The following is a 23144-nucleotide window of genomic DNA, read 5'->3' as shown; positions in this document are numbered from 1 at the left end:
GAGGCGCGGTGCCAGCTGGCACCGTCCCTCCCGTCACGGCCGTCGCCCCGCTGGCGCGGTGCGCCGGTACCGGCGGGTGGGGCCCACCTCCCGTCGCTTGGTGGGTTGCCCTAGACCGCCGCGGTCGCCTCGTCGCGCTGCGGGAGCTTCCACCCCGGACGCACGAAGTGGCACGTGTACCCGGCGGGGTACTTCTCGAGGTAGTCCTGGTGCTCCTCCTCGGCCTGCCAGAAGTCGCCAGCGGGCTCGACCTCGGTGACGACCTTGCCGGGCCAGATGCCGGAGGCGTCGACGTCGGCGATGGTGTCGCGCGCGACCTGCTCCTGCTCGGGCGAGGTGAAGAAGATCGCCGAACGGTAGGCGCGGCCGACGTCGTTACCCTGGCGGTCCTTCGTCGACGGGTCGTGGATCTGGAAGAAGAACTCGAGCAGGTCGCGGTACGAGATCACCGACGGGTCGAAGACAATCTCGACCGCCTCGGCGTGGTCACCGTGGTTGCGGTACGTCGCGTTCGGTGTGTCGCCACCCGAGTAGCCGACGCGGGTGCTGATGATGCCGGGTCGGCGGCGGAGGAGCTGCTGCGCTCCCCAGAAGCAGCCGCCGGCGAGGATGGCGGTTTCGGTGGTGGTCATGGTGGCCTCCTGAGGTCGTCGTGCCGCTGGCTGCGGCACCGTGTGGTGCAACCGGCAACGGGGCTGCGGTGTTCCCGTGTCGCCGGATGTGGGGCCGCGTCAGTTCGTGGTGTCCTCGAGTGCGTCGAGCGCGGCCACGTCCTCGGCGGAGAGCACGAAGTCGACGTCGGCGTTCGCGGCGATGCGCGACGGGGTCGTGGACTTCGGCAGCGGCAGGACGTCCTTCTCGAGCAGGTAGCGGATCGCGACCTGGGCGACGGTCTTGTCGTACTTCGCCGCGATCTCGGCGATCTGCGTGTTCTCGAGCAGGCCGCCGGTGGCGAGCGGCGAGTAGCCCTCGGTCAGGATGTCGTGCTCGCGGTCGAACGCGGTGGTCTCGTCCTGGGTGTTGCCGATGAACCAACGGATCTGGTTGGCGTGCGGGACGACGTCGGTGCGGCCGAGCAGGTCCTCGAGGTCGGCGACGGCGAAGTTCGAGACACCGATCGAGCGGGTCCTCCCGGCGTCGTAGACCTCTTCCAGCACCTTCCACACCTCGACGTTGCCGTCGCGGTGGTCGGAGCCGATGGCGTCCCAGGGCCACGGTGCGTGCACGAGGTACAGGTCGATGACGCCGACGTCGAGGTTGCGGCTCGAGGTCTCGAAGGCCTCACGGGCGCCGTCGGCGGTCTTGATCTCGGCGGGCAGCTTCGTCGTGACGAAGACCTCGTCGCGGGGGACGGCGCTGTCACGGATGGCCTGGCCGACGCTCGCCTCGTTGCCGTAGGCCAGGGCGGTGTCGATGTGGCGGTAGCCGGCGTCCAGGGCGGTCTTCGTGGCGTCGTAGGCGTCGTCGCCGGACGGGATCTGCCAGGTGCCGAAGCCGATCTTCGGGATGTGCAGGCCGTTGGACAGGGTGAACGTGTCGGTGAGTGCGGGCATGTTGCGGACAGTACGCCGCTCGGTTCCGGGGGCGGTCACGGGACGCAACGCTGGGCCGCCGCGCAACGCGCCCCGGAACGGGCATCGCGCCCCGACTCACATGGGCGCGATGCCCGCCAGGGGGCGCGAACGCGTCAGACGACGGACGACTGTCAGCGCGTGCGCGCGCCGACGCGCGGCAGCACGAAGCCGAGGACGATCATCGCGACGGCCAGGAACGCGTGCAGGACGTTGTCCGCGCTGTTCAGGGGGACGAAGTTCGCGGGGTCCGCCATGCCGGCCGTGAACAGGCCGTAGACGAACAGGACCGCGTAGACGATGCCGCCGACGACCAGGTAGAGGCGCGCGCCCGACGCCGAACGGGCTGCGATGAGTCCGACGATGCCGAAGAGCAGGTGCACGATGTTGTGCAGGACCGACACCTGGAACAGGCCCAGGAGCAGGGCCATGGAGCCGTGACCGGCCATCGACATCGAGCCCATGTCCATCGTGAGTCCGGGGATGAAGCCGGCGATGCCGACGATCAGGAAGACGACACCGAAGAGGAGCGCACCCTTCTGGGTCCACGTCGAGCCGGTGCGGTTGCGAGCGGTTGCTGCGTTGCTGGTCATGGTGGGACCTCTCATCTCGTACGCGTCGCGGATGTGACGCACAGGGCATTCGAGGCCGATGCGCAGTCGGATTGCAGGTGTCATCCGATTTCCGAACGCACGAGGGACCGCTGAGTCGGTGCGCATCGCGTGCTGCCTACGCTCCGCAGCACGGCAACACCGACGGAAGGCAGCACCATGGCAAGCGGAGTCGCAGCGGTATGGGTACCGGTCACCGACATGCAGCGGGCGGTCGCGTTCTACCGCGACACCCTCGGTCTGACGGTCACGGACGAGTCCGACGACTGGAGCGAGATCGACGCGAACGGCCTGATGATCGGCCTGAACGGCCGCGAGCCGGCGAGCTCGTCGAGCGGCGGGGGAGCGGTCATCACGTTCCAGCCGGACGGGTCGATCGAGGACGAGCTGGCCAGCATCCGCGAGCGTGGTGCGGACGTGCAGGGCGAGATCAGTGAGCATCCGTGGGGCAAGATCGTCCCGTTCAAGGACAGCGAGGGCAACGACCTGCAGTTCTACGCGCCGCCGCAGGGCTGACGCGGTCCCAGGACGGACGGGAGGCCCGTGGCGGTGTCGCCACGGGCCTCCCGTCCGTCATACGGTCCCGTCGAGAGCGTTACGCGACCGCGATCTCGTTGGGCACGCCCGGCAGCGCGTCGCTGGAGGCGACGACCTTCCCGGTGGTCAGGTCGACGGCGTGGACCTTCCGCTCGGCGGGGTCGGTGACGTAGGCGATGTCGTCGGCGACCTTCACGGCGGGGTGGGCGTCCTGCCACTCTGCCGGGCCCTCCCACGCGTCGATCACGGGGAACGAGTCGAGCTGCTCCCCGCTGGTCTCGTCGAAGGTGTGCAGGGCGCCGTCGTCACCGAGGACCACCGCTTCGTCGCCGGGGCCGCGTGCGAGGTCGCGGAACGTGAAGCCGACGCCGTCGGGCAGGTCCGCGACGGTGTACTTCCCCGAAGCCGCGTCGATCAGGGCGATCTGGTCGAGCAGGTAGCCCTCGCTGTCCGGGTCGTCGTTGTAGTCACCGACCGCGACCGACGACGTGTCCGTGGTGAACAGGTTGCCGGTGCGGCCGTACTCGGTCGGGGCGTCGAGCTTCTCGAACGCGCCGTCGGCGTAGACGAGCGCGCCGTCGGTGCAGCCGAAGACCGCGACCTCGTCCTGGACCGCACCTTCGCCGTGCACGTCCGGGCACGATTCGGAGCGGGTGAGTTCCTCGCCGTCGGCGTCCAGGGCTCGGACGCCACTCCGGCTCTCCTCGGTGCCGATGGTGGTCAGGAGCGTGCCGTCCTCGAGCTCGATCGCGACGCCGTGGTGCGCCGCCTCGGACTCGGTGGTCCGGGCGTCGGGCAGGGCGTCGCCGTCGAGGTCGGTGTTGTCGAAGGTCGTCACGTCGCCGGTGCCGTCGGCGAACAGGGCGGTGCGGTCGCCGTGCACGACGGCGTGCCCACCGGTGTCGGCCGGGAAGACCGCGTCGGTGAGGGCCGGGTCCGCTGCGGTGTCGAGCACCCGGAAGCCCTCGGGCACCGTGACGAGCACGTGGCGGCCGTCGCCGGCGGGGTTCACGCGGGTGAAGCCGTCGATGGCGTCATCGGCCACGACCTGCAGGTCCCGGTCGAGCACGAGCAGGCCGCCGTCGTAGGTCAGCGTGATGCGGGTGCTGTCCGCCTTCGGGGCCGAGGTGCTGCTCTCGGCGTCGGCGGCGTTCGTGGTGCACCCGGTCAGGGCCAGGGCAACGGTGCCGAGCAGCGCGGCCGGCAGTGCTGCGGCGCGGAGGGTCTTGGTTCTGGTCATGGACAACACTGTACTGATTCTCATTCTCATCTAGAAATCGGAGGCGTCAGGCCGTCGACGATCGAGTCGGTGTTCGAGCGCATCATCCCGAGGTAGGTCGACGCAGGGCCGTCCTCGGTCAGGGACTCGGTCGCCAGCGAGCGGATCGACACCTGCACGTCGACCTCGTCCGCCAGGACCTCGGCCAGGCGTGCGGGTTGCGAGGCATCGGCGAAGATCGTCGGGACGCCCGCCTGCTCGATCGCGTCCGCCAGGTCACGCAGGTCGGCGGCGCTCGGGGACGCCAGGGTCGTGCCGCTCGGGATCACTGCGCCCACCACGCGGAACCCGTAGCGATCGGCGAGGTAGCCGAACACGTGGTGGTTCGTCACCAGGGCCTTGCGATCGGCAGGGATGGTGTCGAACGCGGCGGTCATGTCGTCGTCGAGGGCATCGAGCCGGTCGGTGTAGGCCTCGGTGCCGGGAGTGTCGATGCCGACGGCGTCCAGCTCGTCGTCGAGGGCCTCGACCACGTCGACCATGCGCGCGGGGTCCGTCCAGAAGTGCGGGTCCGGGCCGCTGTCGTCGTCGGTAGTCCACTCCAGGGCGTCGATCGCGTCACCGGCGGTGAAGACGGCCACGCCGTCGTCGGCCGCGGCGCGGACGTGGTGGGCCACCCCTTCCTCGAGCCCGAGGCCGTTCTCGACCACCAGGTCTGCGCTCCGGAGTCGCGCCGCCTGCTGCGCCGACACCTCGAACGAGTGCGGATCGCCGCCAGGGGGCATGAGCACCATGACGTCGACGCCGTCGCCGACGACCTCGGTCACGACGTCGCCCAGGATGTTCGTCGTCACGGCGACCAGCGGGCGGTCCGACGCGGTCGTGGTGCAGCCGGCTGTCGTGACGGCAACGGCCGTGGCGACGAGGGCCACCGCCACCGCCCGCGCGGTGCGCCGCACAGGCGTGATTCCGCTCACAGTCCCACCTCGGCGAACGCGACAGGCGCGAACGGGAGTTCGATGGTCCGGGCCACGCGGGCGCCGTCCGCGAAGTCGACCTCGTGCACGACGGCGGCCGTGGGGTCGGCCACGTAGGCGCGCTGCGCGTCGAGCTGCAGCAGCGGCGTGGTGTCGGTGTCGCTGGCGACCAAGGGGTCGGTCGTCGCGACCTTCCCGGTCGAGGCGGTCACCACGACCACCCGACCGGCGTCGTCGACCCCGACCACGTGCTCGTCCTGGTCGTCGACGGCGACCACCGCACGCAGCGGCCGTTCGGTCGGCACGTGCTGCCAGGAGCCCTGTCGGACGTCGAGCAACCAGAAGCCGGTGTCGCCCGCGAGTCCGGCGACCGTGGGGCGGCCGGCCCGTGCGGCGAAGGCGGTCGGACGCTCGGCGTCGTCCGGCAGTGCGACGAACGAGGTCGCACCGGCATCGTCGACGACGACCGCTCCGTCAGCGCAGCCCACCACGGCGCCGGCGCGGGTGACGATCCCACCAGCGGGGTCGGTGCAGGCCTGTCCGGCGCTGGTCGACCCGGTCGACCCGGTCTGCTCTCCGTCGGCATCGAGGACGCGGACGGTGTCGCCCTCGGCAGCCACCAGGTGCTCGCCGAGCGGCAGCAGCACGGTCGCGTCGAGTCGTGCGGTCTCGTCGAGCTCGCCCTGCCCGAGTGCTGCGCGGTCGAGCACCACCGCCTCGCCGCGCTCCGGCCAGGCGATCGTGGTCATCGTCTCCGACGAGTGCACCTGGACCGGACCGCCGCCCTCGAGCGTCCCGACGACGCGCGGCTCGGCGGCGTAGTAGTGCGTGTGGTCGCCGTGGTCGACGGTCCAGGAGCCCCCGTCGACGACCGTGGTGCGGTCGCCGTCGCTCGTCACCAGGAACCGACCGTCGGTCGCGGAGTGCTCGGCTGCGCCGACGCGGTCCAGGTCGGTGGTCTCGCCGGTGAGCAGGTCGTGCAACGCTGTCTCGCCGGTCGCGGAGACGGCCAGGAGGCCCAGCTGGGGTTCCTGGGACTCGGTCGCGCCCGCCACCCAGCCGTGCGGGGCCGTGGTCGCGCTGGCGTCGTCGGCCGGCGGTGTCGACGCGGTGGAGCACGCAGTGGCCGTCAGCGCGAGGCCGGTCGTCAGGCCCAGGGCTCCCAGGAGTCGCGGGAGTCGTGTGCGTGGGCGGTCGGTGGTCGGGTCGTGGTTCATGGTGCCTCTCGTGCTGGTGCTCGGACGGGGTGTTCGACGGGGTGGTCGACGGGGTGTGCGTCGCTCCGTGCGGTGGTGCGCGCGACCCCGCGGACGACGGCGGCGGTGGCGCGGGACAGGGCGACCCCGGCGACGGCGACGGCCGCGATACTCGCGCCGGCGGCGGTGCCGGCGTGCCACGAGACGAGCAGGCCGACCAGGACGGCGGCGACGCCGAGCACCGCGCCGAGGAGCATCGTCGAGGCGACGTGCTTCGTCCAGGCGCGGGCCGCGGCGGCCGGTGCGAGCAGGAGCCCGACGACCAGCAGGGTGCCGACCGCGCGGTACGAGGCGACGACGGCGAGCGTGACCAGGCCGATGAGGACCACCTCGGCGAGGCGGGGGTGCAGGCCGAGCGTCGCGGCCTTGCTGACGTCGAAGGCCAGCGCCGTGAACGGTCGGTGGAACACGGCCGCAACGAGCAGGGCGACGGCGACCGCGATCGCCAGGCCGCCGAGGTCGGCGCGGGTGACGGCCAGCACGTCGCCGAACAGGATCGCGGTGACGTCGGTGGCGAAGGACCGTGACGCCGAGACGATGATGACCCCGAGCGCGAGCATCCCGACGAAGAGCAGCCCGATCGAGGTGTCGTAGGACAGGCCACCGCGCCGTCGCAGCGCCCCGACGCCGAACACCATCACCCCGGCACTCACGGCGGCGCCGAGCACTGCGGGGACTCCGGTGAGCGCTGCGATCGCGACGCCGGGCAGCATGCCGTGCGACAGCGCCTCGCCCAGGAACGCCATCCCGCGCACGAGCACCCACGTGCCGACGACGGCGCACAGGACCGCGGCCAGGGCGCCGCCGGTCAGGGCGCGCACCATGAAGTCGACGGTGAAGGGGTCGGTCAGCCAGGTCACGATCCGAGACGCTACATGAAAACGACTATCGATACTGATAGCGTGTTCAGGTGCCAGCAGTCGACACGCGACCAGCCGTCCGCCTCGAGCGGGTGACCGCCCTGCGCGGGGAGCGGACCGTCCTCGACGGCCTCGACGCGGCCTTCCCGGCCGGCCGGGTCACCGCGCTGACCGGACCCAACGGATCCGGCAAGTCGACGCTGCTCGACGTGGTGGCTGGCGTGCTGCGGCCGACCGCCGGGCGCATCACGGGCCTCCCGTCCGACGGCGTCGCCCACGTGAGCCAGTCCGTCCCGCCGACCACGCTCCCGCTCACGGTCCGCGCGACCGTCGCGATGGGGCGGTGGCGTCACCGGGCCTGGTGGCGTCCGCTCGGACGCGACGACCGCGTCGTCGTCGACGCGCAGCTCGAGCGGATGGCGATCGCGGACCTGGCCGACCGCCCGCTCGACGCGTTGTCCGGCGGCCAGCGGCAGCGCACGCTCGTGGCACTCGGGCTGGCGCAGCGGGCGCGGGTGCTGCTCGTCGACGAACCGACGGCCGGCGTCGACGCGGCGTCCGCGGCGCTCGTGGTGGCGGCGCTCGCCGCCGAGGCTGCCGACGGCGTGGTGGTCGTGCACGCCGCACACGATCCGGTGGCGATCGCCGCAGCCGACGCCGTGGTCACCCTCCCCGCGCTCTGACGGCGCGGGCGGCGGTCAGGGGCAGGCGACGGCGACGGAACCCGTCGAGGTCGTCACCGGAACGGGTGCCGGAGCCTCGTCGGCGACCGGCGCTGCGCTCGAGCGGCGCAGCCCGAGGGAGACGAGCACGATCGCGCCCACGACGGCGACCCCTCCGGACAACCAGAAGTCCGCGGCGAGTCCGAACGACGACACCGCTGCGCCGCCGAGCACCGACCCCGCGGCGATCGCGAGCTGGATGGTCGTGACGAACAGCGCGAGCCCGGTCTCGGACCCGGCGGGCGAGGCCGTGGACATCCACGTCTGCATGCCGAGCGGCAACGCGCCCCAGACCAGCCCCCACACCACGAGCAGCACGAACACCCCGACGACGGAGTGCGCGAGCAGGGGGAGCAGGACCACGGCGACCGCGAGGGTGACCTTCGACACGCTGATCGTCCCGAGCACGCTCCGTCCCAGGGTGAAGCCGGCGGCGAAGTTCCCGACGATCCCCGCGACGCCGAACACCAGGAGCGCGAGCGTGACGGTGTCCGGGCCGACCCCGACCAGGTCCTGCAGGTACGGCGCGATGTACGTGTACGCGGCGAACTGTGCGGCGAACAGGAACGCGGCGGCGATCAGACCGACACGGGCACGGGGGACGCGGAGCAGCGAGACGAGCGTCGCGAACCGGACCTGCTGCTGCGCGGGGATGCGCGGCAGCATCGCGAGCTGCAGGACGAGCGCGACCAGACCGAGCACACCGCCGATGACGAACGCGAGCCGCCAGGTGGCGAGCGACGACACGAGGGCGCCGAGCGGCAGGCTCACGACCGTCGCGACCGAGACGCCCGCGGTGATGAGCGAGGTCGCCCGGATCGTGGCGGCCGGCCGGACCAGTCGACCAGCGATGCCGGCGCCGATCGCCCAGAACCCGCCGATGCCGACGCCCAGAAGCATGCGCGCCACGAGCAGCACACCGAACGAGGGCGCGATCGCCGCGAGCCCGTCGGCCACGACGAGCAGCACGGTCAGCGAGACGAGCACGACACGGCGGTCCACGCGCGAGGTCAGGACCGTGACGACCGGCGCCGCGACGGCACCGACCAGCCCGGTGGCGACGACCATGAGCCCGGCCGTGCCGATCCCGACGTCGAGGTCGGCGGCGATGGCGGGCAGGAGTCCGATCGGCAGGAACTCGGAGAGCACGAGGACGAAGGATCCGAGTGCGACGGACGTGACACCGAGCCACCCGCGGCGCTCTGCTGACGAGGTCATGGGTTCGTCAAGCAGTGCCGGTCGCGGGCCATTCCCGCGTGTCGTGTCGCTACTCGGCGGGTACCGGCACGGTGCGGCCCGACACCACCGACTCCTGCGCCGCGAGCACGATCGACAGGGTCCGCAGCCCGACGTGCACGTCCGGCTGCGGCTGCACGCCCGCCCGGACGGCGTCGACGAACGTCCGGAGCATCGCGGCATCGGGGTCGGCGCCGTAACGGGACTCGATCGGCAGCCCGGTCTCCGCGACGATCCCGCGAGCAGCCGCCCCGAAGAAGTCGAGCGACACCGTGCCGCCCGTCCCGGCGACGTCGAGCGTCAGTCCGCCCCACACCGCCGAGGTGTCCGGCTTGCTCCACGAGCAGTCGATCGCGGCGACGACGCCGTTCGCGTACGTGATCGTGACGAGTCCGGCGGTCTCCGCCTGTGCCCGGGCCGCGTGCAGCGTGCGGTTCGCCACCGCGGTCACGGTGACGGGTGCCGACCCCATCAGGCCCTCGAGCAGGTCCGCGATGTGCACGACGTGGTCGACGATCGCGCCGCCGCCGGACAGCTCCGGCTCGGTGAACCACGACCGGGTCAGGGGGAGCATGCCGTTGTTCGCGCCACGGACCGAGAACAGCTGCCCGAGCGCTCCGGAGTCGTGCGCCGCACGGAGCTTGTCGAACGCCGAGGTGAACCGCACCGGGAACGCCACCATGAGCACGACGCCCGCTGCCTCGACGGCGTCGCGGATCGCGAGGCCGTCCTCCCACGTGGTCGCGAGCGGCTTCTCGCACAGGACGTGTGCACCGGCGGTGGCGGCGGCCTCGACGAGCTCGCGGTGCCGGGCGTTCTCGCTCGTGACGACGACGGCGTCCGGGCCCCAGGCGAGCAGCTCGTCGTACGTCTCCGCGTAGTCGACCCCGAGCTCGTCGGCCAGGTCGCGGCCGCGCAGCTCGACGACCGTCTCGCCCGTGCTGACGCCGCCCGGGTCGGCACCGCGGACCTCGACCCCGGGCATCGCGGCGAGGGCGGTGAGGTAGCCGATCGCGTGGGTGTGGGCGAACGACATCACGGCGATCTTCAGGGCGGTCACGCGCGAGCCCCCGTCGTCAGGGACACCGGCTGCCCGGTGTCCATCGACTCGAGTGCCGCGTTCGCGATCCGGACCGCCTCGGCGCCGTCCGCAGCCGTCACCCGCGGAGCGGAACCGCCGGCGAACGCCCCGAGGAACTCGGCGAGCTCGAGCCCGTACGGGTCGTCGGCGGGGTCGACCTCGGGCAGGAAGCCGTCCGCGGCGTCGGGCACCGCGAGGTCGGCGACGTAGTCCTGTTCGTCGAGCGACCGGTGCGCCAGGCTGCCGTGCGTGCCCGTCACCGAGTACTCGGTCGAGAACGCGAGGTGCTGCGGTCCCCAGATCCCGGCGACGTGGCTGATCGCCCCGGACTCGTGCGTGAGCAGGACGTGTGCTGCCTCCACCGGCTCGGCCTCGGTGCCGGCACGGACGCCGACCGCCGACACCGTGGTGACGGGTCCGGCGACCCACCGCGCGATGTCGAGGTCGTGGATCATCTGGTCCATCACGATGCCGCCGGACAGCGCCCGGTCGGCGAACCACGCGGTGCGGGTCGGGAAGGCCCCGGAGCGCACGAACCGCAGGACGGCCAAGTCGCCCAGGAGGCCCGTGGTGACGGCGTCGTGCAGGCGCACGTAGGCGGGGAAGAAGCGCACCACGTGGGCCGGGAAGAGCTGTCGGCCGGCGTCCTGCGCACGGGCCACCAGGTCGGCAGCGTCGGCGTCGGTCCGGGCGAGCGGCTTCTCCGACACGACGTCCTTGCCGGCGGCGAGGGCGGCGCGCACGACCTCGGCGTGGGCGAAGGTCGGCGTCACCACGTCCACGACGTCGACGACCGCGAACAGATCGTCGAGCGAGTCGACGACGGTGATCGACGCGCCCGCGGCGGCTGCGGCTGGGGCGAACGCGGCGGCCAGGTCTTGCGCACCGTCCTGCGCGTACACGACGACCGGGCCGAGGCGGAGCAGGCCGGGCATGTGCGCGTGGGCGATGCCGCCGGCGCCGACGAGGCCGATCCGGGGAGGGGTCGGGGGCATCGGGGCTCCTTCGCGGGGTGGGCCGGTCGACGGTGACGGGGACCGGGCCATGCTACCGAGCCGGGGTCGGAGGGTGGTGCTCAGGCTGACCCGCGCCAGACCACCTCGGTCGGCAGGATGAGTCCGTGGGGCCCCTCGTCGGACCCGGCGATCTGCGCGAGCACCTGCTGCGCCGCGCTCTCGCCGAGAGTGTGCGCGGGTTGTCGGACCGTCGACAGCGGCGGGTCGCAACGCAGTGCCCAGGCGCTGTCGTCGAAGCCGACGACGCCGACGTCACCGGGGACCGACCGGCCGCTGCGCTGCAGGACGTCCATCGCGCCGGCGGCCACGGCGTCCGAGGCGGCGAACACCCCGTCGAGGTCGGGGGCCCGGTCGAGGAGCTCACGCATGCCCTCGGCGCCTGCGGTGTAGCTGAACAGCGGGTTCCGGGCCACCAGCTCCGGGTCGAAGCGTTCGCCGAGGGCCGCGGTGAAGCCGGCCAGTCGGTCCTGCCCCGAGTCGCGGTCGAGCCCGGACGCGAGCATGCCGATCCGCTTCCGGCCGGTGGCGACCAGGCGCCGGGTGATCTGCTCGGCGGCCGCGCGGTTGTCGATGCCGATGTACGAGATGTTCGCGGCGTCGGACGGGTGGCCGACGAAGCACGCCGGCATGCCGATCTCCTCGATCGCCCGGGTGATCGGGTCGCCGTCGCGGGCGGACAGCACGATGGCACCGTCGACGAACCCGCCGCGCAGGTACTCGACGACGCGCTCGTTGTCGCGGGCCGAGTCGACCATGATCGTGACGAGCTGCTGGTCGGCCTGCGACAACACCGTGTTGGTGCCGATCAGGATGTTGCCGATGTTCGGGTCGTCGAGCACCTGGACCGACGGCTCGTGCACGATCAGGGCGATCGCTCCGGAGCGCCGGGTGACCAGGCTCCGGGCCGCCGCGCTGCGGACGTAGCCGACGCGCCGGACGGCTGCCTGCACGGCTTCGCGGGCTTCGGGCGACACGTACGGTTCGTCGTTCAGGACCCGTGAGACGGTGCCCCGGGAGAGTCCTGATTCGTCGGCGACGTCCTGGATCGTGGCGCGCTGGCGTGCGGTTCGGACCTCGGACATGCGGCAACCATATCCGTCCCGCGACGGGCTCCAGCACGCGTCTTGTTGACAGCGGTCCGCTTCTGGTGTTCACTCTGGGAGCGCTCCCAGAACGATCCGAATCCGTTCGATCCGACTGGACTGGGAGCGCTCCCAGAACCTGGGTGACCTTCGCCGTCGAAGGGGTCGTCAACGACCGGAGCGGCAGCGGTCGCCCCGATCAGCGAGGACCCCGACGTGACCACGACCACCCTGCCGACGCCCGCCACCGGGGCGCTCGGGCTCGGCTCGACCGGGCTCGCCTTCGGGTGCGACTACAACCCCGAGCAGTGGGACCCTGCGGTCTGGGTCGAGGACGTCCGGCTGATGCGCGAGGCCGGGGTGAACCTGGTCGCGATCAACGTCTTCGGCTGGTCGCACGTCGAGCCTCGCCAGGGCGAGTACGACTTCACCGCACTCGACACCGTCATCGAGCTGCTGCACGGCGCGGGCATCGGCGTCGACCTCGGCACCGGCACCGCCTCGACCCCGCCGTGGCTCACCACGCTGCACCCCGAGGTGCTGCCGGTCGTCGCCGACGGCACCACCCGCTGGCCCGGCGGTCGCCAGGCGTTCTGCCCGAGCTCCCCGGTGTACCGCGAGCACGCCCTCGCCCTGGTCCGCGCCACGGCGGAGCGCTACGGCGACCACCCCGCGGTCAAGCTCTGGCACGTGTCGAACGAGCTCGGCTGCCACAACGCGCACTGCTTCTGCGACGTCTCGGCCGAGGCGTTCCGTGGCTGGCTCCGTGCCCGCTACGGCACCGTCGACGAACTGAACGCCGCGTGGGGCACCTCGTTCTGGAGCCAGCGGTACTCGGCGTGGGAGCAGGTGCTGCCGCCCCGCGCGACGCTGTCGTCCACGAACCCCGCGCAGACCATCGACTTCGACCGGTTCTCGTCCGACGAACTCCTCGGCCACCACCGTGCCGAGGCCGCCGTGCTGCGCGAACTGAGCGACAAGCCCGTCACCACGAACTTCATGGTCGCCGCGCACATCACCGCGCTCGACTACTGGTCGTGGACGGCCGACATGGACGTCATCGCGAACGACCACTACCTCGACCACCGCCTGCCCCGCCCGCACGCCGAGCTCGCCTTCGCCGCGGACACCACCCGCGGACTCGCCGGCGGAGCCCCGTGGCTGCTGATGGAGCACTCGACCGGCGCCGTGAACTGGCAGCCGCACAACGTCGCGAAGGCACCGGGCCAGATGCTGCAGGACACCGTCGCGCACATCGCCCGGGGCGCGGACGGCGTCTGCTTCTTCCAGTGGCGCGCGTCGGTGCAGGGCTCCGAGAAGTTCCACTCCGCACTGCTGCCGCACGCCGGCACCGATTCGCGCACCTGGCGCGAGGTCGTCGCCCTCGGGTCGCTCGTCGAGCGGCTCGGCGAACTGCGCGGATCCCGGGTCGTCGCCGAGGTCGCGCTCGTCTTCAGCTGGGAGACCCAGTGGGCCGCCGACCTGGAGGCCCACCCCACCACTGCGCTCCGGTACCTGCAGCAGGTGCACGCGTTCCACGCCGCGCTCCGGGACCTCGGGGTCACGGTCGACGTCGTCGCGCCGGGCGCCCCGCTCGACGGCTACGCCGCGGTCGTCGTCCCCGAGCTCTACCTGGTGCGCGACGAGCACGCCGCCGTGATCGCCGACCACGTCGCCGCCGGTGGCCACGCGGTCGTCACCTTCTTCAGCGGGATCGTCGACGAACGCGACCGGGTCCGCACCGGCGGCTACCCCGGCGCCTTCCGCGACCTGCTCGGCATCCGGGTCGACGAGTTCCTGCCGCTCGCCGCGGACCAGGCGATCGCGCTGTCCGACGGCACCACCGGCACCGTGTGGTCGGAGCCCGTCGCGCTGCGCGGCGCCACGAGCGTCGTCGAGTACGCCGAGGGCCCGCTCGCCGGCTCCGCCGCGGTCACCCGCAACGACCACGGCGCCGGATCCGCCTGGTACACGTCCACCGTGCTCGAGGCCGACGCGCTGCGCGACCTGCTCCGCCGCGTGCTCGCCGAGGCCGGCGTCTCCCCGGATCCCGCGACCGCACCGGGTGTCGAGGTCGTCCGGCGCCGCGACGACCAGCACGAGTGGGTGTTCCTGCTCAACCACTCCGACCAGCCCGCCTCGCACACCGTCACGGGCCACGAGCTCGTCACCGACCGACCCGTCGACGGCGTCACCGTCCTCGACGCCGGCAGCACCCAGATCATCCGCACCGACAGGAACCGATCATGACCACCACCACCCAGCGGCCCCGCGCCGTCCGTCGTCGGGGCGGGGGCTCCCGCTACCGCCTGGCGATCGCGATCTTCGTGGTCCCGTTCGCCCTGCTGTTCACCGCGTTCTACCTCGTCCCGATCCTGTACGCCGTGTGGCAGTCGCTGCAGAAGATCGAGCGCCAGGGCACGTTCGGCGCCCCGACACAGGTGTTCGGCGGGCTGAGCCAGTACGCGCTCGTGTTCCAGAACAGCGCGTTCTGGGACTCGGTGCTCCGCGTGCTGCTGTTCGGTGTCGTGCAGGTCCCCGTGATGCTCGGGCTCGCGCTCCTGTTCGCGCTGCTGCTCGACTCCCCGCTGCTGCGTGGCAAGCGGTTCTTCCGCCTGGCCTTCTTCGCGCCGTACGCGGTCCCCGGTGTCATCGCCGCGATCATGTGGGGCTACCTCTACGCCCCGGACCTGTCGCCGTTCTCCGCCGTGACCTCGAAGGTCGACTTCCTGGGGTCCGGCACCGTGCTCTGGGCCGTCGCGAACGTCGTGACCTGGGTCTTCGTCGGCTACAACATGCTCATCATCTACTCGTCGTTGTTGGCGATCCCGGCCGAGATATACGAGGCCGCCAAGCTCGACGGGGCCTCGCAGCTCCGGATCGCGCTGTCGATCAAGATCCCCCTGGTCGTGCCGGCGATCGTGCTGACCGCGGTGTTCTCGGTGATCGGGACGCTGCAGCTGCTGACCGAGCCGACCGTCTTCCGGCAGTTCACCTCGACGATCTCGTCGACGTTCACGCCCAACATGCTCGTCTACTCGACCTCGTCGGTGCCGAACTTCAACCTGGCGGCCGCGTTCTCGGTCGTCCTCGCCCTCGCCACGTTCATCCTGTCGATCGGGTTCCTCCGACTGACCCAGCGGAAGGCCGCCCAGTGACCGTCCACGCACCCACCCCGGGCGACACCGTGCGCGACGCGGGCCGACCGCTCGAGCCGAACCGGGCCTCCCGTCCGCACCAGCACGGTGCACGCGGGCCGCGGGAGAGCGTCATCTCGCGCAGCGCCGCGATGATCGTGATGGGTGTCTTCACCCTGTACTTCCTGCTGCCGATCTTCTGGCTGCTGGTCTCGTCGACCAAGACGGCCGCGAACTTCAACACCACGTTCTCGCTGTGGTTCAGCGCGACCTCGGTGCAGGACTTCTTCGCGAACCTCGCCGAGCTGTTCACCCGGCAGGACGGCATCTACCTGCGCTGGCTGCTCAACAGCATCGCCTACGCCGGTGTCGCCGGGCTGCTCGGCACCGTGCTGTCGGCGATGTGCGGGTACGCCCTGGCCAAGTACCGGTTCCGTGGGCGTGAGGCGCTGTTCAACACGTTCCTCGGCGGCGTCCTCGTGCCGGCCACGGCGCTCGCCCTGCCGCTGTTCCTCATCTTCAGCCAGGTCGACCTGACCGACACGTTCTGGTCGGTGTTCCTGCCGAGCATCGTCAGCCCGTTCGGCGTCTACCTGTCGCGGTTGTTCGCGGCGTCGAGCGTGCCCGACGAGATCATCGAGGCCGCGCGCATCGACGGCTCCGGCGAGGTCCGCACGTTCTTCACCGTCGCCGTCCGGCTCATGTCGCCGGCGCTCGTGACGATCTTCCTGTTCCAGTTCGTCGCCGTCTGGAACAACTTCTTCCTGCCGCTCGTGATGCTCCGCGACTCGTCGCTGTTCCCCGTCACGCTCGGCCTCTACACGTGGAACTCGAGCGTGAACCAGTACCCCGACCTGCGCACTCTCGTGCTCATCGGGTCGTTCGTCTCGATCATCCCGCTGCTCATCGCGTTCCTGAGCCTGCAGCGCTTCTGGCGCTCCGGCCTCGGGTCCGGCGGTCTGAAGTAGCCACCCGACCAGCACTCCCTCCGCACACCAGCCCTCGCCACACCACATCCCGAACGGAAACAGCATGAAGACAACGAAGTTCCTCAGCGTCGCCGCCCTGGCGGTCGCCGCGACCGTCGCCCTCGCCGGCTGCAGCGCCGGCGGCAGCGGCAGCGGCGGCGGTTCCTCCGACACCGCAGCCGCGAGCTGCAAGCCCTCGAGCGGCAAGGTCACGCTCGACTTCACGACCTGGGTGCCGAACATGGACAAGGTCGTCGCCATCTGGAACAAGGCGAACCCGGACATCCAGGTGAAGACCTCGATCGTCGCGAACGGCAACAGCGGGACGTACCAGAACTTCTTCAACCAGCTCAAGGCAAAGCAGGCGCCGGACATCGGCCAGGTCGAGTACGACACCCTGCCGGCCTTCCGGGTGCAGGGCGGCCTCGAGGACATCGGTGCGTGCTCCGGCATCTCGGCGGCGAAGAAGGACTTCTCCGACGGCCTCTGGAACCAGGTCACCTTCGGCGAGTCGAAGTCCGTCTACGCCGTGCCGCAGGACTCCGGTCCGATGGCGCTGTACTACCGCAAGGACCTGTTCGAGAAGGCCGGGCTCGACGCCCCGAAGACGTGGGAGGAGTACGCCGAGGACGCCGTCAAGATCAAGGCGCTCGGCGGCAACATCACGAACTTCGCCAAGGGTGACGTCAACCAGTTCGCCGGGCTCGTGTCACAGGCCGGCGGCCAGTGGTTCGCGAACTCGGGTGACTCGTGGAAGGTCGACCTGACCGACGCGAAGTCGAAGAAGGTCGCTGACTACTGGCAGGACCTGATCGACAAGAAGCTCGTCAACACCCTGCCGAGCTTCACCGACCAGTGGAACGCCGCGTACGACAGCGGCCAGGACTGGACCTGGGTCTCCGCCGTCTGGGGTGCGAACACCATCTCGAGCGGTGCGCCGTCGACCTCCGGCAAGTGGGCCGTCGCGCCGATGCCGCAGTGGAGCGAGGGCGAGTCGAAGTCGGCCGCCTGGGGCGGTTCGTCGAACGTCGTCTTCGCCGGCAGCGAGCACCCCGCCGAGGCGTCGAAGTTCCTGGTCTGGCTGAACACATCGACCGAGGCGCTGTCCGCACTGAACAAGGAGGCCAACCTCTACCCGGCGTCCTCCACCGGTGCCGAGCTCCCCGCGCTGACCGAGGGACTCCCGTTCTACGGCAACCAGAAGATCTACGAGGAGTTCGCGACCGCGGCGAAGGACATCCAGCCCTTCACCTGGGGTCCGACGATGACGCAGACCTACTCGGACGTCTCCGACGGTTTCGGCTCGGCGGCGTCCGGTGACGGCACGCTGCTCGAGGCACTCGAGTCCGGGCAGTCCAAGACGGTGGCGGCGCTCAAGGCGCAGTCGATCCCGGTCAAGGGCTGACAGCGCTGACGCGCTGACGGCGGACGGGAGGCACGGTGCCAGCTGGCACCGTGCCTCCCGTCCGTTGCTCGGTCACGCTGGCAAGCGCGGCATGTGATGTGCTGCCGTTTGCGATAATCGCAAGTACGCTAGCGACATGGCCGGATCCCTGGAACAACGTGTCGAAGCCGTCATCACATCGGTCGACCTCGGGCGAGCGGACTTCGCAGCCTCCATCGGCATCGACGCGAGCAAACTCTCGAAGTCGCTCTCGGGTCGGCGACGGTTCTCCTCCCTTGAACTGGCCAGGATCGCCGACGTGGGCCGTCGCAGCGTCGATTGGCTGATCACTGGACGTGAGCCGTTCCGACCGGTGTTCGCCCAGCGCGCCCGGCTCGCTGGTGTCGATGACGAAGCGGGGGCGAGGACGGTCGAACTCCTCGCCACTGGCGTTCGTGGCCTCGCAGCGGTCGACCGCCCGTTGGTCCTGCCTGAGCTCCCGCAGCTCGCCCAACGGTCGAGCTGGTACACGGTCGAGGCGGCTGAGCTCGCGCGTCGCTTCGTCGCGGCGATCGGTCGACCGCTCGGCGGCCTGTCGACGCACGATCTCATCTCGGCCATCGAACGCGTCTTCGGCGTGATGGTCGTCGTCACCGACCTGCCGGAGGGGATCGACGGTCTCTCGTACGAGGACGCGCACTGCCGGGTGATCCTCCTCGCGACCACCGACCGGCCCCTGCGTCAGCGGTTCACGCTCGCGCACGAACTCGCGCACATCGCCTTCGGTGATGCTCGTCAGGGCATGCTCCAGGAACGAATGGGGACGGCGCGCTCGAACGTCGAGCGGCGCGCGAACAGCTTCGCCGCGGCATTCCTCGCCCCCGCGGACGAACTCAGCGCGGCGATCGGCGGGCGCTCGACGGCAGCGGCGTTCCCGGAGCTGGTCGGGCACTTCCAGCTCTCGCCCGAGTCGATGGCATGGCGGCTCTTCAACGAGAAGCACATCGGCGAGACCGACCGAGCAGGTCTGATCGGCCTGCGCGCTCGCTCGATCTACATGCGGCTCGGGAAAGCGGCCGAGTACGTCGACCTGTCGCACGCTGCGGGGGAGCCACGTCCGAGTTGGCTGCTCGTCAACGCTGCCCTCGATGCCTACCGCGACGGCGACACGACGGTGAAGCCCGTCGCGACGCTCCTTGGGTGGGCACCGCAGGATGCCGAGGAGTTCTTCGCGCTGGACGACGGATCGACACCGGTCCCAGAAGCCGGCATGACCGAGAACTGATCGTGGCGCTCCACTGGTTTCCGGACAACTCGCTGATCTGCAACTTCGCTGCCGTCGACGAACTCGACCTCTTGCGTGCCAGCCTCCACGGTGCAGGGAGGGTTGTGGAAGCCGTTGCGTTCGAGATCGAGCGTTCCACAGCCCATGTTCCGAACCTCGCCCGGCTGGACCTCCACGACTGGTTCGGTCCGGCGATCGAGTTCCGCGATGTAGTCGATCAGCTGCAGATCGAAGCGGTGCGCACGGCTCGCTTCGGCGGTGGCGACGAGAAGCCCCTCGAACACCTCGGTGAGAGTCAGACGCTCCACCTGCTCCGGACCCGCGCGGAGTTCGCGGGAAGCGTCTGGATGAGTGAGGACGGCGGGTCGCTCAGAGTGGCCGGGCGCAGGGGCATCGTCACTCGAGACACGCGTGCTGTCCTCGAGGAACTCGTCGCGTTCGGTGAGGTGACGGCGCAGCGGGCTTACACGATCGCCGTCGCGATCGAGCAGGCCGATCGGCCGATCCTCAGGATGCCGACGTCCTCCCGCGACCTGTCGTGATCGGACCAGTGTCAGGCGTCGAGGGCGCGTCGCGCGGCCGTCACGACCTCGGCATCGGTGACGAAGTGCGCGGAACCGTCGTCGGCGCCGCCCATCGGGACCCCGGCGTGGGCGCTGTCCGGCGCGGCACGCTTGGCCGACAGGTGCACGGCGGCGGCACCGGTCGCGACGAGCGCCGGGATGTCGGCCGGGGTGACACCGGCACCGGCCATGACCTGCACCGGCCCGGCGGCGTCGACCATTCGCGCGATCGTGGCAGCGCCGGCTCCGGCGGTGGGAGCGCCGCCGGAGGTCAGCACGCGGGTGAACCCGAGGGCGGCGAGCGTGGCTGCTGCGGCGACGGGGTCCACCGCGTGGTCGATCGCCCGGTGCAGGGTGATCTCGGCGGTCGTGCTGACCGAGCGGGCGGCGTCGACGAAGCGGCGCAGGGCGTCCTCGTCGAGGGTCCGGTCCGGGCGCAGCGCACCGACGACGACACCGGCGGCACCGGAGCGCAGGACCGTCCGGACCTCGCGCACCATGAGCTCGACCTCGTCGGGGGTGTGCACGAACCCGCCGGGGCGGCACCGGACCAGCGCGTGCGCCGGGATCCCGGTCTCGTGGGTCGTCTCGACCAGGGCCTGGGACGGGGTCAGCCCGCCGAGCTCGAGCCCGACGCAGAGCTCGACCCGGTCGGCCCCGCCGTCCCGTGCGACGACCGCACCCTGCGGCGAGGTGACCGCGATCTCGAGTGCAACGGGCGAAGGGGTCATGCAGAGGCTCCGAGTGGCTGGTCCGAGGCCGGGATGATCCTGGCGGTCAGGTCCGGGGCCTCGGGGAACACTCGATCGTAGGGGAACATCGGCCGCTCGATCCTGTGGTGCCCGAGGCGGAGCAGGTCCTGGTCGACACCACCCGGGGTGAGCGCGAGCATCCAGTCGGCGGCCATGTCGAACAGCTCCGGCTCGAGGTACCCGATCTTCACCACGACGACGTCGGCCTGCCGCGGTGCCAGGTCGAGGTCGGTGAAGTCGTGCTCGTGGTGGTACGGCTTCCGGAGCTTCGTCAGGATCGCGAAGACGCTGCCGACCTGCAGCACGACCTCGGTCTCGGCGTCGCGGTCGCCGTGCTTGACCGCGTGGACCCGCCCGGTCATGGTGATCGGTCCGGCGTGCACGGCATCGACCGACGCACCGGCGGTCACCGTGACGGTCGCACCCACACCGGCCTCGACCGCGGTCGCCACGGCGGCGGCGCCGGGGACGCTCGCGTAGATCAGGGTGGGGCCGTCGGCGCTCGCGAAGGCCGGGTTCGCGAGCACCTGTGTCAGACCCCAGGTCATGTCGCCGGAGCCGCCCGCGGTGGGGTTGTCGCCGGAGTCGGACACGAAGTAGGGGTGTGCGGCGCCGGGCGCGAGCGCGGCGGCCAGGCACTCGTCGAACGTGCCGGTGGGTGCGACGAAGACGAAGTCCTCGCGGACGTCCCAGAAGGCACGGGCGAGGCGCTCGGCCCCGGCGGCGACGGCGGCCTCGTCCCACCCGGTGACGACGGTGACGGCCTGGTCGCGGGGCTGGTCCGCCCAGGCGTAGCCGACCCAGATCGCGGCGTCGAGCACGCCGTCGGTCTGCTCGACGAGCGGCACCTGGGCGTACAGCGAGGCGGCGGGTTCGAGGCGGGTCGAGGTCTGCTCGCCGGGCAGCAGGACGGGGATCGGGATCCAGGCCTTCACGGGGCGCTGCGCTCCGGCAGGACGCGCGGTGAGCACGTCGACCAGGTTCCGGACGGCACGTTCCTTGGTCTCCATGGCGTCCTCGTGCGGGGCCATCCGGTAGCAGGTGACGAGGTCGACCTGGTGGGCGAGCTCGCGCGTGACGTTGCCGTGCAGGTCCATCGACGCCGACACGATGACGTCCGGGCCGATCACCGCACGGATCCGGCCGAGCAGGTCCGCCTCGGCGTCGTCGAGGCCCTCGACGACCATCGCGCCGTGGATGTCGTACCAGAGGCCGTCCACGTGCTCGGCGTCGACGATCGCGCGCAGTCGCGTGACGATCTCGGCCGCGAGCTCCTCGTACGACGCCCGGTCCACGATGCCGCCGGGCAGCGCGTGCCCGATGAGCGCCCCGCGGAAGTCCGCCGCGTCCGACATCGCGGACAGGAACGGGTACCGCGCCACGACCTCGTCGCCACGGTCTGGGTGGAACGCCGGTGCGTGGGTGCGGGTGGGGGTGAAGGTCGACGTCTCGATGGCCAGTCCGGCGATGGCGACGACCGGACGACGGGCACCGGCGGGGACGGCGGGGACGGCGGGGGTGGCGGGCACGGTCTCAGACACGGACGCTCCTGTTCCTGGTGGTGGACTGCGGGATGGGGGTGGACAGCTCCTCGAGCGACGCGGCGAGGCCCCGCTGCAGTGCGAACTGCCCGGCACCGACGAGCCCGGCATCGGCACCGAGCGACACCGGCTCGATCGCCAGGTGCTGCGTCATGAGCGGGTGGCAGCTCTCGTAGAGCTGACTGCGCACGGCCGCGATGAACGGGTCGAGGGTGGAGAGGATGCCGCCCAGGTAGACGGCGTCCGGGTTGAAGAAGTTCACGTTGGCCGCGAGCACCTCGCCGAGGTACCGACCGGCCAGGCGCACGGCACGGGTGGCCTCGGGGTGGGCGTCCGAGGCGAGTCGGACGACGTCGGCGGTCGAGGAGACGTCGACCCCGGCGCCCGACAGGATCCGCACCAGGGCAGCTCCGGACGCGACGGTCTCGAGGCACCCGGTGTTCCCGCACGAGCAGGGGGTGTCACCGGCGGCGTCGATCCGCACGTGGGTGATGTCCCCGGCCGAACCCGTGGACCCGCGGTACAGGCGGCCGTCGATGACGATGCCCGCGCCGATCGCCGATCCGGCCTTGATCGTGATGGTCTGCCGGCGTCCCGGAGGCTGCACGCTCTGCTCGCCGGCGGCCATGCAGTTCGCGTCGTTGTCGACGATCGCCGGCAGGCCGAAGCGGTCGGACAGCCAGGCGGCCACCGGGAACCCGTTCCAGCCCGGCATCCGGCTCGGCAGGTCGACGACACCGGCCTCGACGTCGACGGGACCGGGCAGGCTGAGCCCGACCCCGCGTAGACCGGCGCGGCCACGGTCGTCGGCGAGCCGCTCGAGCAGGCCGGCCAGTCGCTGCAGGCCGGCGGTCGGACCGTCGGAGAGTGCGAACGGGACGTTCGCGACCGACTCGAGCGCGCCTCCCGGCAGCACGATCCCGACCCGCGCGTGCCCGCCGCCGACGTCCGCGGCGACCGCGTACTCGTCGACGCCGCCGATGCGGAGGACCTTGCGGGGACGCCCGCCGGTCGAGACGTCGGTGCCCTCTTCTGCGAGCAGCCCGTGCGACAGCAGCTGGGTGACGACGTGCGACACCGTCGACGGAGCGGCGCCGAGCAGTGTGGCGATCTCGGTGCGACTCGCGGCCTGACCCGACGCGACGAGTTCGAGGACGCGAGCAGAGAGGTCCGTCACGACTTTCTCCAATCCGGGGGAAACGACGGTCGAACCGACCGAACACCCGGAGCCTAACCGGCGGAACGGCCCGTTCACCCTTTCGTCCAAACGGCAGAAACGCAGTTTTTACACGAAGATGTTTGTTTTTCCAACGGCTTTGGCCATTGACTGTGTCCGTGCCGCTCGG

Annotated in this window: 22 protein-coding genes; 8 read left to right on the top strand and 14 right to left on the bottom strand. The window is 71.2% G+C overall.

The genetic code is table 11. The annotated features are described in order from the left end of the window. Positions 1 to 110: 110 nt before the first annotated feature. The 3 genes from msrA to ITJ69_RS11950 form a co-directional block, all read right to left on the bottom strand. Positions 111 to 632: a peptide-methionine (S)-S-oxide reductase MsrA gene (gene msrA / locus ITJ69_RS11960; RefSeq protein WP_194672858.1), complete on the bottom strand. Its 522-nt coding sequence runs from the start codon at positions 630 to 632 to the stop codon at positions 111 to 113. 99 nt (positions 633 to 731) lie between these two features. Further along, a complete protein-coding gene (locus ITJ69_RS11955; RefSeq protein WP_194672857.1) occupies positions 732 to 1553 on the bottom strand; it encodes an aldo/keto reductase in 822 nt (273 codons plus the stop codon). Positions 1554 to 1705: 152 nt separating this feature from the next. Beyond that, positions 1706 to 2164, bottom strand: coding sequence for a DUF4383 domain-containing protein (locus ITJ69_RS11950; protein WP_131880995.1), 459 nt, complete (start codon positions 2162 to 2164; stop codon positions 1706 to 1708). 177 nt (positions 2165 to 2341) lie between these two features. Here ITJ69_RS11950 and ITJ69_RS11945 point away from each other — a divergent pair, with 177 nt between their 5' ends. Beyond that, entirely contained in the window at positions 2342 to 2698 is a 357-nt protein-coding gene (locus ITJ69_RS11945) for a VOC family protein (protein ID WP_194672856.1), read from the top strand. A 79-nt stretch (positions 2699 to 2777) separates the two neighbouring features. Here ITJ69_RS11945 and ITJ69_RS11940 read toward each other — a convergent pair whose 3' ends face one another. From ITJ69_RS11940 to aztB, 4 genes are read right to left on the bottom strand one after another with little or no spacing between them, the layout of a single operon-like run. Next, positions 2778 to 3959 (bottom strand): hypothetical protein, encoded by a 1182-nt coding sequence (locus tag ITJ69_RS11940; RefSeq protein WP_194672855.1) that lies wholly within the window; start codon positions 3957 to 3959, stop codon positions 2778 to 2780. A gap of 26 nt (positions 3960 to 3985) precedes the next feature. After that, entirely contained in the window at positions 3986 to 4915 is a 930-nt protein-coding gene (locus ITJ69_RS11935) for a metal ABC transporter substrate-binding protein (protein WP_323743091.1), read from the bottom strand. Beyond that, entirely contained in the window at positions 4912 to 6132 is a 1221-nt protein-coding gene (locus ITJ69_RS11930; protein WP_194672854.1) for an ABC transporter, read from the bottom strand. Before ITJ69_RS11930 ends, ITJ69_RS11935 begins: the two co-directional genes overlap by 4 nt. Next, positions 6129 to 7031 carry a zinc ABC transporter permease AztB gene (gene aztB, locus ITJ69_RS11925; protein WP_323743090.1) on the bottom strand — a complete coding sequence of 301 codons (903 nt, stop codon included), beginning with the start codon at positions 7029 to 7031 and terminating at the stop codon, positions 6129 to 6131. The genes ITJ69_RS11930 and aztB overlap by 4 nt, the downstream gene beginning before the upstream one ends. A 50-nt stretch (positions 7032 to 7081) precedes the next feature. Between aztB and aztA the strand changes: the two genes are divergently transcribed. Beyond that, positions 7082 to 7714, top strand: coding sequence for a zinc ABC transporter ATP-binding protein AztA (gene aztA, locus ITJ69_RS11920; protein WP_323743089.1), 633 nt, complete (start codon positions 7082 to 7084; stop codon positions 7712 to 7714). A 15-nt stretch (positions 7715 to 7729) separates the two neighbouring features. Here aztA and ITJ69_RS11915 read toward each other — a convergent pair whose 3' ends face one another. From ITJ69_RS11915 to ITJ69_RS11900, 4 genes are all read right to left on the bottom strand, one after another. Continuing rightward, positions 7730 to 8971, bottom strand: coding sequence for an MFS transporter (locus ITJ69_RS11915; RefSeq protein ID WP_194672853.1), 1242 nt, complete (start codon positions 8969 to 8971; stop codon positions 7730 to 7732). A 49-nt stretch (positions 8972 to 9020) separates the two neighbouring features. Continuing rightward, positions 9021 to 10049, bottom strand: a complete 1029-nt coding sequence (locus ITJ69_RS11910; protein WP_323743088.1) for a Gfo/Idh/MocA family oxidoreductase — start codon at positions 10047 to 10049, stop codon at positions 9021 to 9023. Beyond that, the gene (locus tag ITJ69_RS11905) at positions 10046 to 11065 is read right to left on the bottom strand and encodes a Gfo/Idh/MocA family protein (RefSeq protein ID WP_194672852.1); all 1020 of its coding nucleotides are present in this window, start codon (positions 11063 to 11065) and stop codon (positions 10046 to 10048) included. The genes ITJ69_RS11910 and ITJ69_RS11905 overlap by 4 nt, the downstream gene beginning before the upstream one ends. Positions 11066 to 11145: 80 nt before the next feature. Next, complete coding sequence (locus ITJ69_RS11900) at positions 11146 to 12168, bottom strand: LacI family DNA-binding transcriptional regulator (RefSeq protein WP_194648979.1); 1023 nt, start codon at positions 12166 to 12168, stop codon at positions 11146 to 11148. A gap of 216 nt (positions 12169 to 12384) precedes the next feature. On the opposite strand from ITJ69_RS11900, the gene ITJ69_RS11895 reads away from it, so the two are divergent. The 6 genes from ITJ69_RS11895 (at position 12385) to ITJ69_RS11870 (ending at position 19484) form a co-directional block, all read left to right on the top strand. Further along, on the top strand, positions 12385 to 14418 hold the full coding sequence (locus tag ITJ69_RS11895; protein ID WP_123294574.1) for a beta-galactosidase: 2034 nt from the start codon (positions 12385 to 12387) through the stop codon (positions 14416 to 14418). Next, entirely contained in the window at positions 14415 to 15326 is a 912-nt protein-coding gene (locus ITJ69_RS11890) for a carbohydrate ABC transporter permease (RefSeq protein WP_123294575.1), read from the top strand. Before ITJ69_RS11895 ends, ITJ69_RS11890 begins: the two co-directional genes overlap by 4 nt. Then, positions 15323 to 16273, top strand: a complete 951-nt coding sequence (locus ITJ69_RS11885) for a carbohydrate ABC transporter permease (RefSeq protein ID WP_243648935.1) — start codon at positions 15323 to 15325, stop codon at positions 16271 to 16273. The genes ITJ69_RS11890 and ITJ69_RS11885 overlap by 4 nt, the downstream gene beginning before the upstream one ends. Before the next feature lie 64 nt (positions 16274 to 16337). Beyond that, positions 16338 to 17678, top strand: coding sequence for an ABC transporter substrate-binding protein (locus tag ITJ69_RS11880; RefSeq protein ID WP_131844876.1), 1341 nt, complete (start codon positions 16338 to 16340; stop codon positions 17676 to 17678). Positions 17679 to 17814: 136 nt separating this feature from the next. Further along, a complete protein-coding gene (locus tag ITJ69_RS11875; RefSeq protein WP_194672851.1) occupies positions 17815 to 18942 on the top strand; it encodes an XRE family transcriptional regulator in 1128 nt (375 codons plus the stop codon). Between the two features lie 2 nt (positions 18943 to 18944). Next, positions 18945 to 19484 carry a hypothetical protein gene (locus ITJ69_RS11870; RefSeq protein WP_194672850.1) on the top strand — a complete coding sequence of 180 codons (540 nt, stop codon included), beginning with the start codon at positions 18945 to 18947 and terminating at the stop codon, positions 19482 to 19484. An 11-nt stretch (positions 19485 to 19495) separates the two neighbouring features. On the opposite strand, the gene ITJ69_RS11865 is transcribed toward ITJ69_RS11870, so the two are convergent. The 3 genes from ITJ69_RS11865 to ITJ69_RS11855 are packed head-to-tail and all read right to left on the bottom strand — an operon-like array spanning position 19496 to position 22975. Beyond that, positions 19496 to 20236: a copper homeostasis protein CutC gene (locus tag ITJ69_RS11865; RefSeq protein WP_131844874.1), complete on the bottom strand. Its 741-nt coding sequence runs from the start codon at positions 20234 to 20236 to the stop codon at positions 19496 to 19498. Beyond that, positions 20233 to 21798, bottom strand: coding sequence for a M81 family metallopeptidase (locus ITJ69_RS11860; protein WP_207895506.1), 1566 nt, complete (start codon positions 21796 to 21798; stop codon positions 20233 to 20235). Before ITJ69_RS11860 ends, ITJ69_RS11865 begins: the two co-directional genes overlap by 4 nt. Further along, positions 21791 to 22975, bottom strand: a complete 1185-nt coding sequence (locus ITJ69_RS11855; RefSeq protein WP_111085915.1) for an ROK family protein — start codon at positions 22973 to 22975, stop codon at positions 21791 to 21793. Before ITJ69_RS11855 ends, ITJ69_RS11860 begins: the two co-directional genes overlap by 8 nt. Positions 22976 to 23144: the final 169 nt, after the last annotated feature.

The sequence above is a fragment of the Curtobacterium sp. VKM Ac-2887 genome, from assembly GCF_015350935.1.
Classification (GTDB): domain Bacteria; phylum Actinomycetota; class Actinomycetes; order Actinomycetales; family Microbacteriaceae; genus Curtobacterium.
The sequence above is the reverse complement of the archived record's forward strand: the minus strand, read 5'-3'. Positions and strand labels throughout refer to the sequence as shown.

Bases quoted from the DNA above. Each gene is read 5' to 3' on its own strand.
- msrA (WP_194672858.1), bottom strand. From the start codon at position 632: ATGACCACCACCGAAACCGCCATCCTCGCCGGCGGCTGCTTCTGGGGA.
- ITJ69_RS11955 (WP_194672857.1), bottom strand. From the start codon at position 1,553: ATGCCCGCACTCACCGACACGTTCACCCTGTCCAACGGCCTGCACATC.
- ITJ69_RS11950 (WP_131880995.1), bottom strand. From the start codon at position 2,164: ATGACCAGCAACGCAGCAACCGCTCGCAACCGCACCGGCTCGACGTGG.
- ITJ69_RS11945 (WP_194672856.1), top strand. From the start codon at position 2,342: ATGGCAAGCGGAGTCGCAGCGGTATGGGTACCGGTCACCGACATGCAG.
- ITJ69_RS11940 (WP_194672855.1), bottom strand. From the start codon at position 3,959: ATGACCAGAACCAAGACCCTCCGCGCCGCAGCACTGCCGGCCGCGCTG.
- ITJ69_RS11930 (WP_194672854.1), bottom strand. From the start codon at position 6,132: ATGAACCACGACCCGACCACCGACCGCCCACGCACACGACTCCCGCGA.
- ITJ69_RS11915 (WP_194672853.1), bottom strand. From the start codon at position 8,971: ATGACCTCGTCAGCAGAGCGCCGCGGGTGGCTCGGTGTCACGTCCGTC.
- ITJ69_RS11905 (WP_194672852.1), bottom strand. From the start codon at position 11,065: ATGCCCCCGACCCCTCCCCGGATCGGCCTCGTCGGCGCCGGCGGCATC.
- ITJ69_RS11900 (WP_194648979.1), bottom strand. From the start codon at position 12,168: ATGTCCGAGGTCCGAACCGCACGCCAGCGCGCCACGATCCAGGACGTC.
- ITJ69_RS11890 (WP_123294575.1), top strand. From the start codon at position 14,415: ATGACCACCACCACCCAGCGGCCCCGCGCCGTCCGTCGTCGGGGCGGG.
- ITJ69_RS11880 (WP_131844876.1), top strand. From the start codon at position 16,338: ATGAAGACAACGAAGTTCCTCAGCGTCGCCGCCCTGGCGGTCGCCGCG.
- ITJ69_RS11875 (WP_194672851.1), top strand. From the start codon at position 17,815: ATGGCCGGATCCCTGGAACAACGTGTCGAAGCCGTCATCACATCGGTC.
- ITJ69_RS11865 (WP_131844874.1), bottom strand. From the start codon at position 20,236: ATGACCCCTTCGCCCGTTGCACTCGAGATCGCGGTCACCTCGCCGCAG.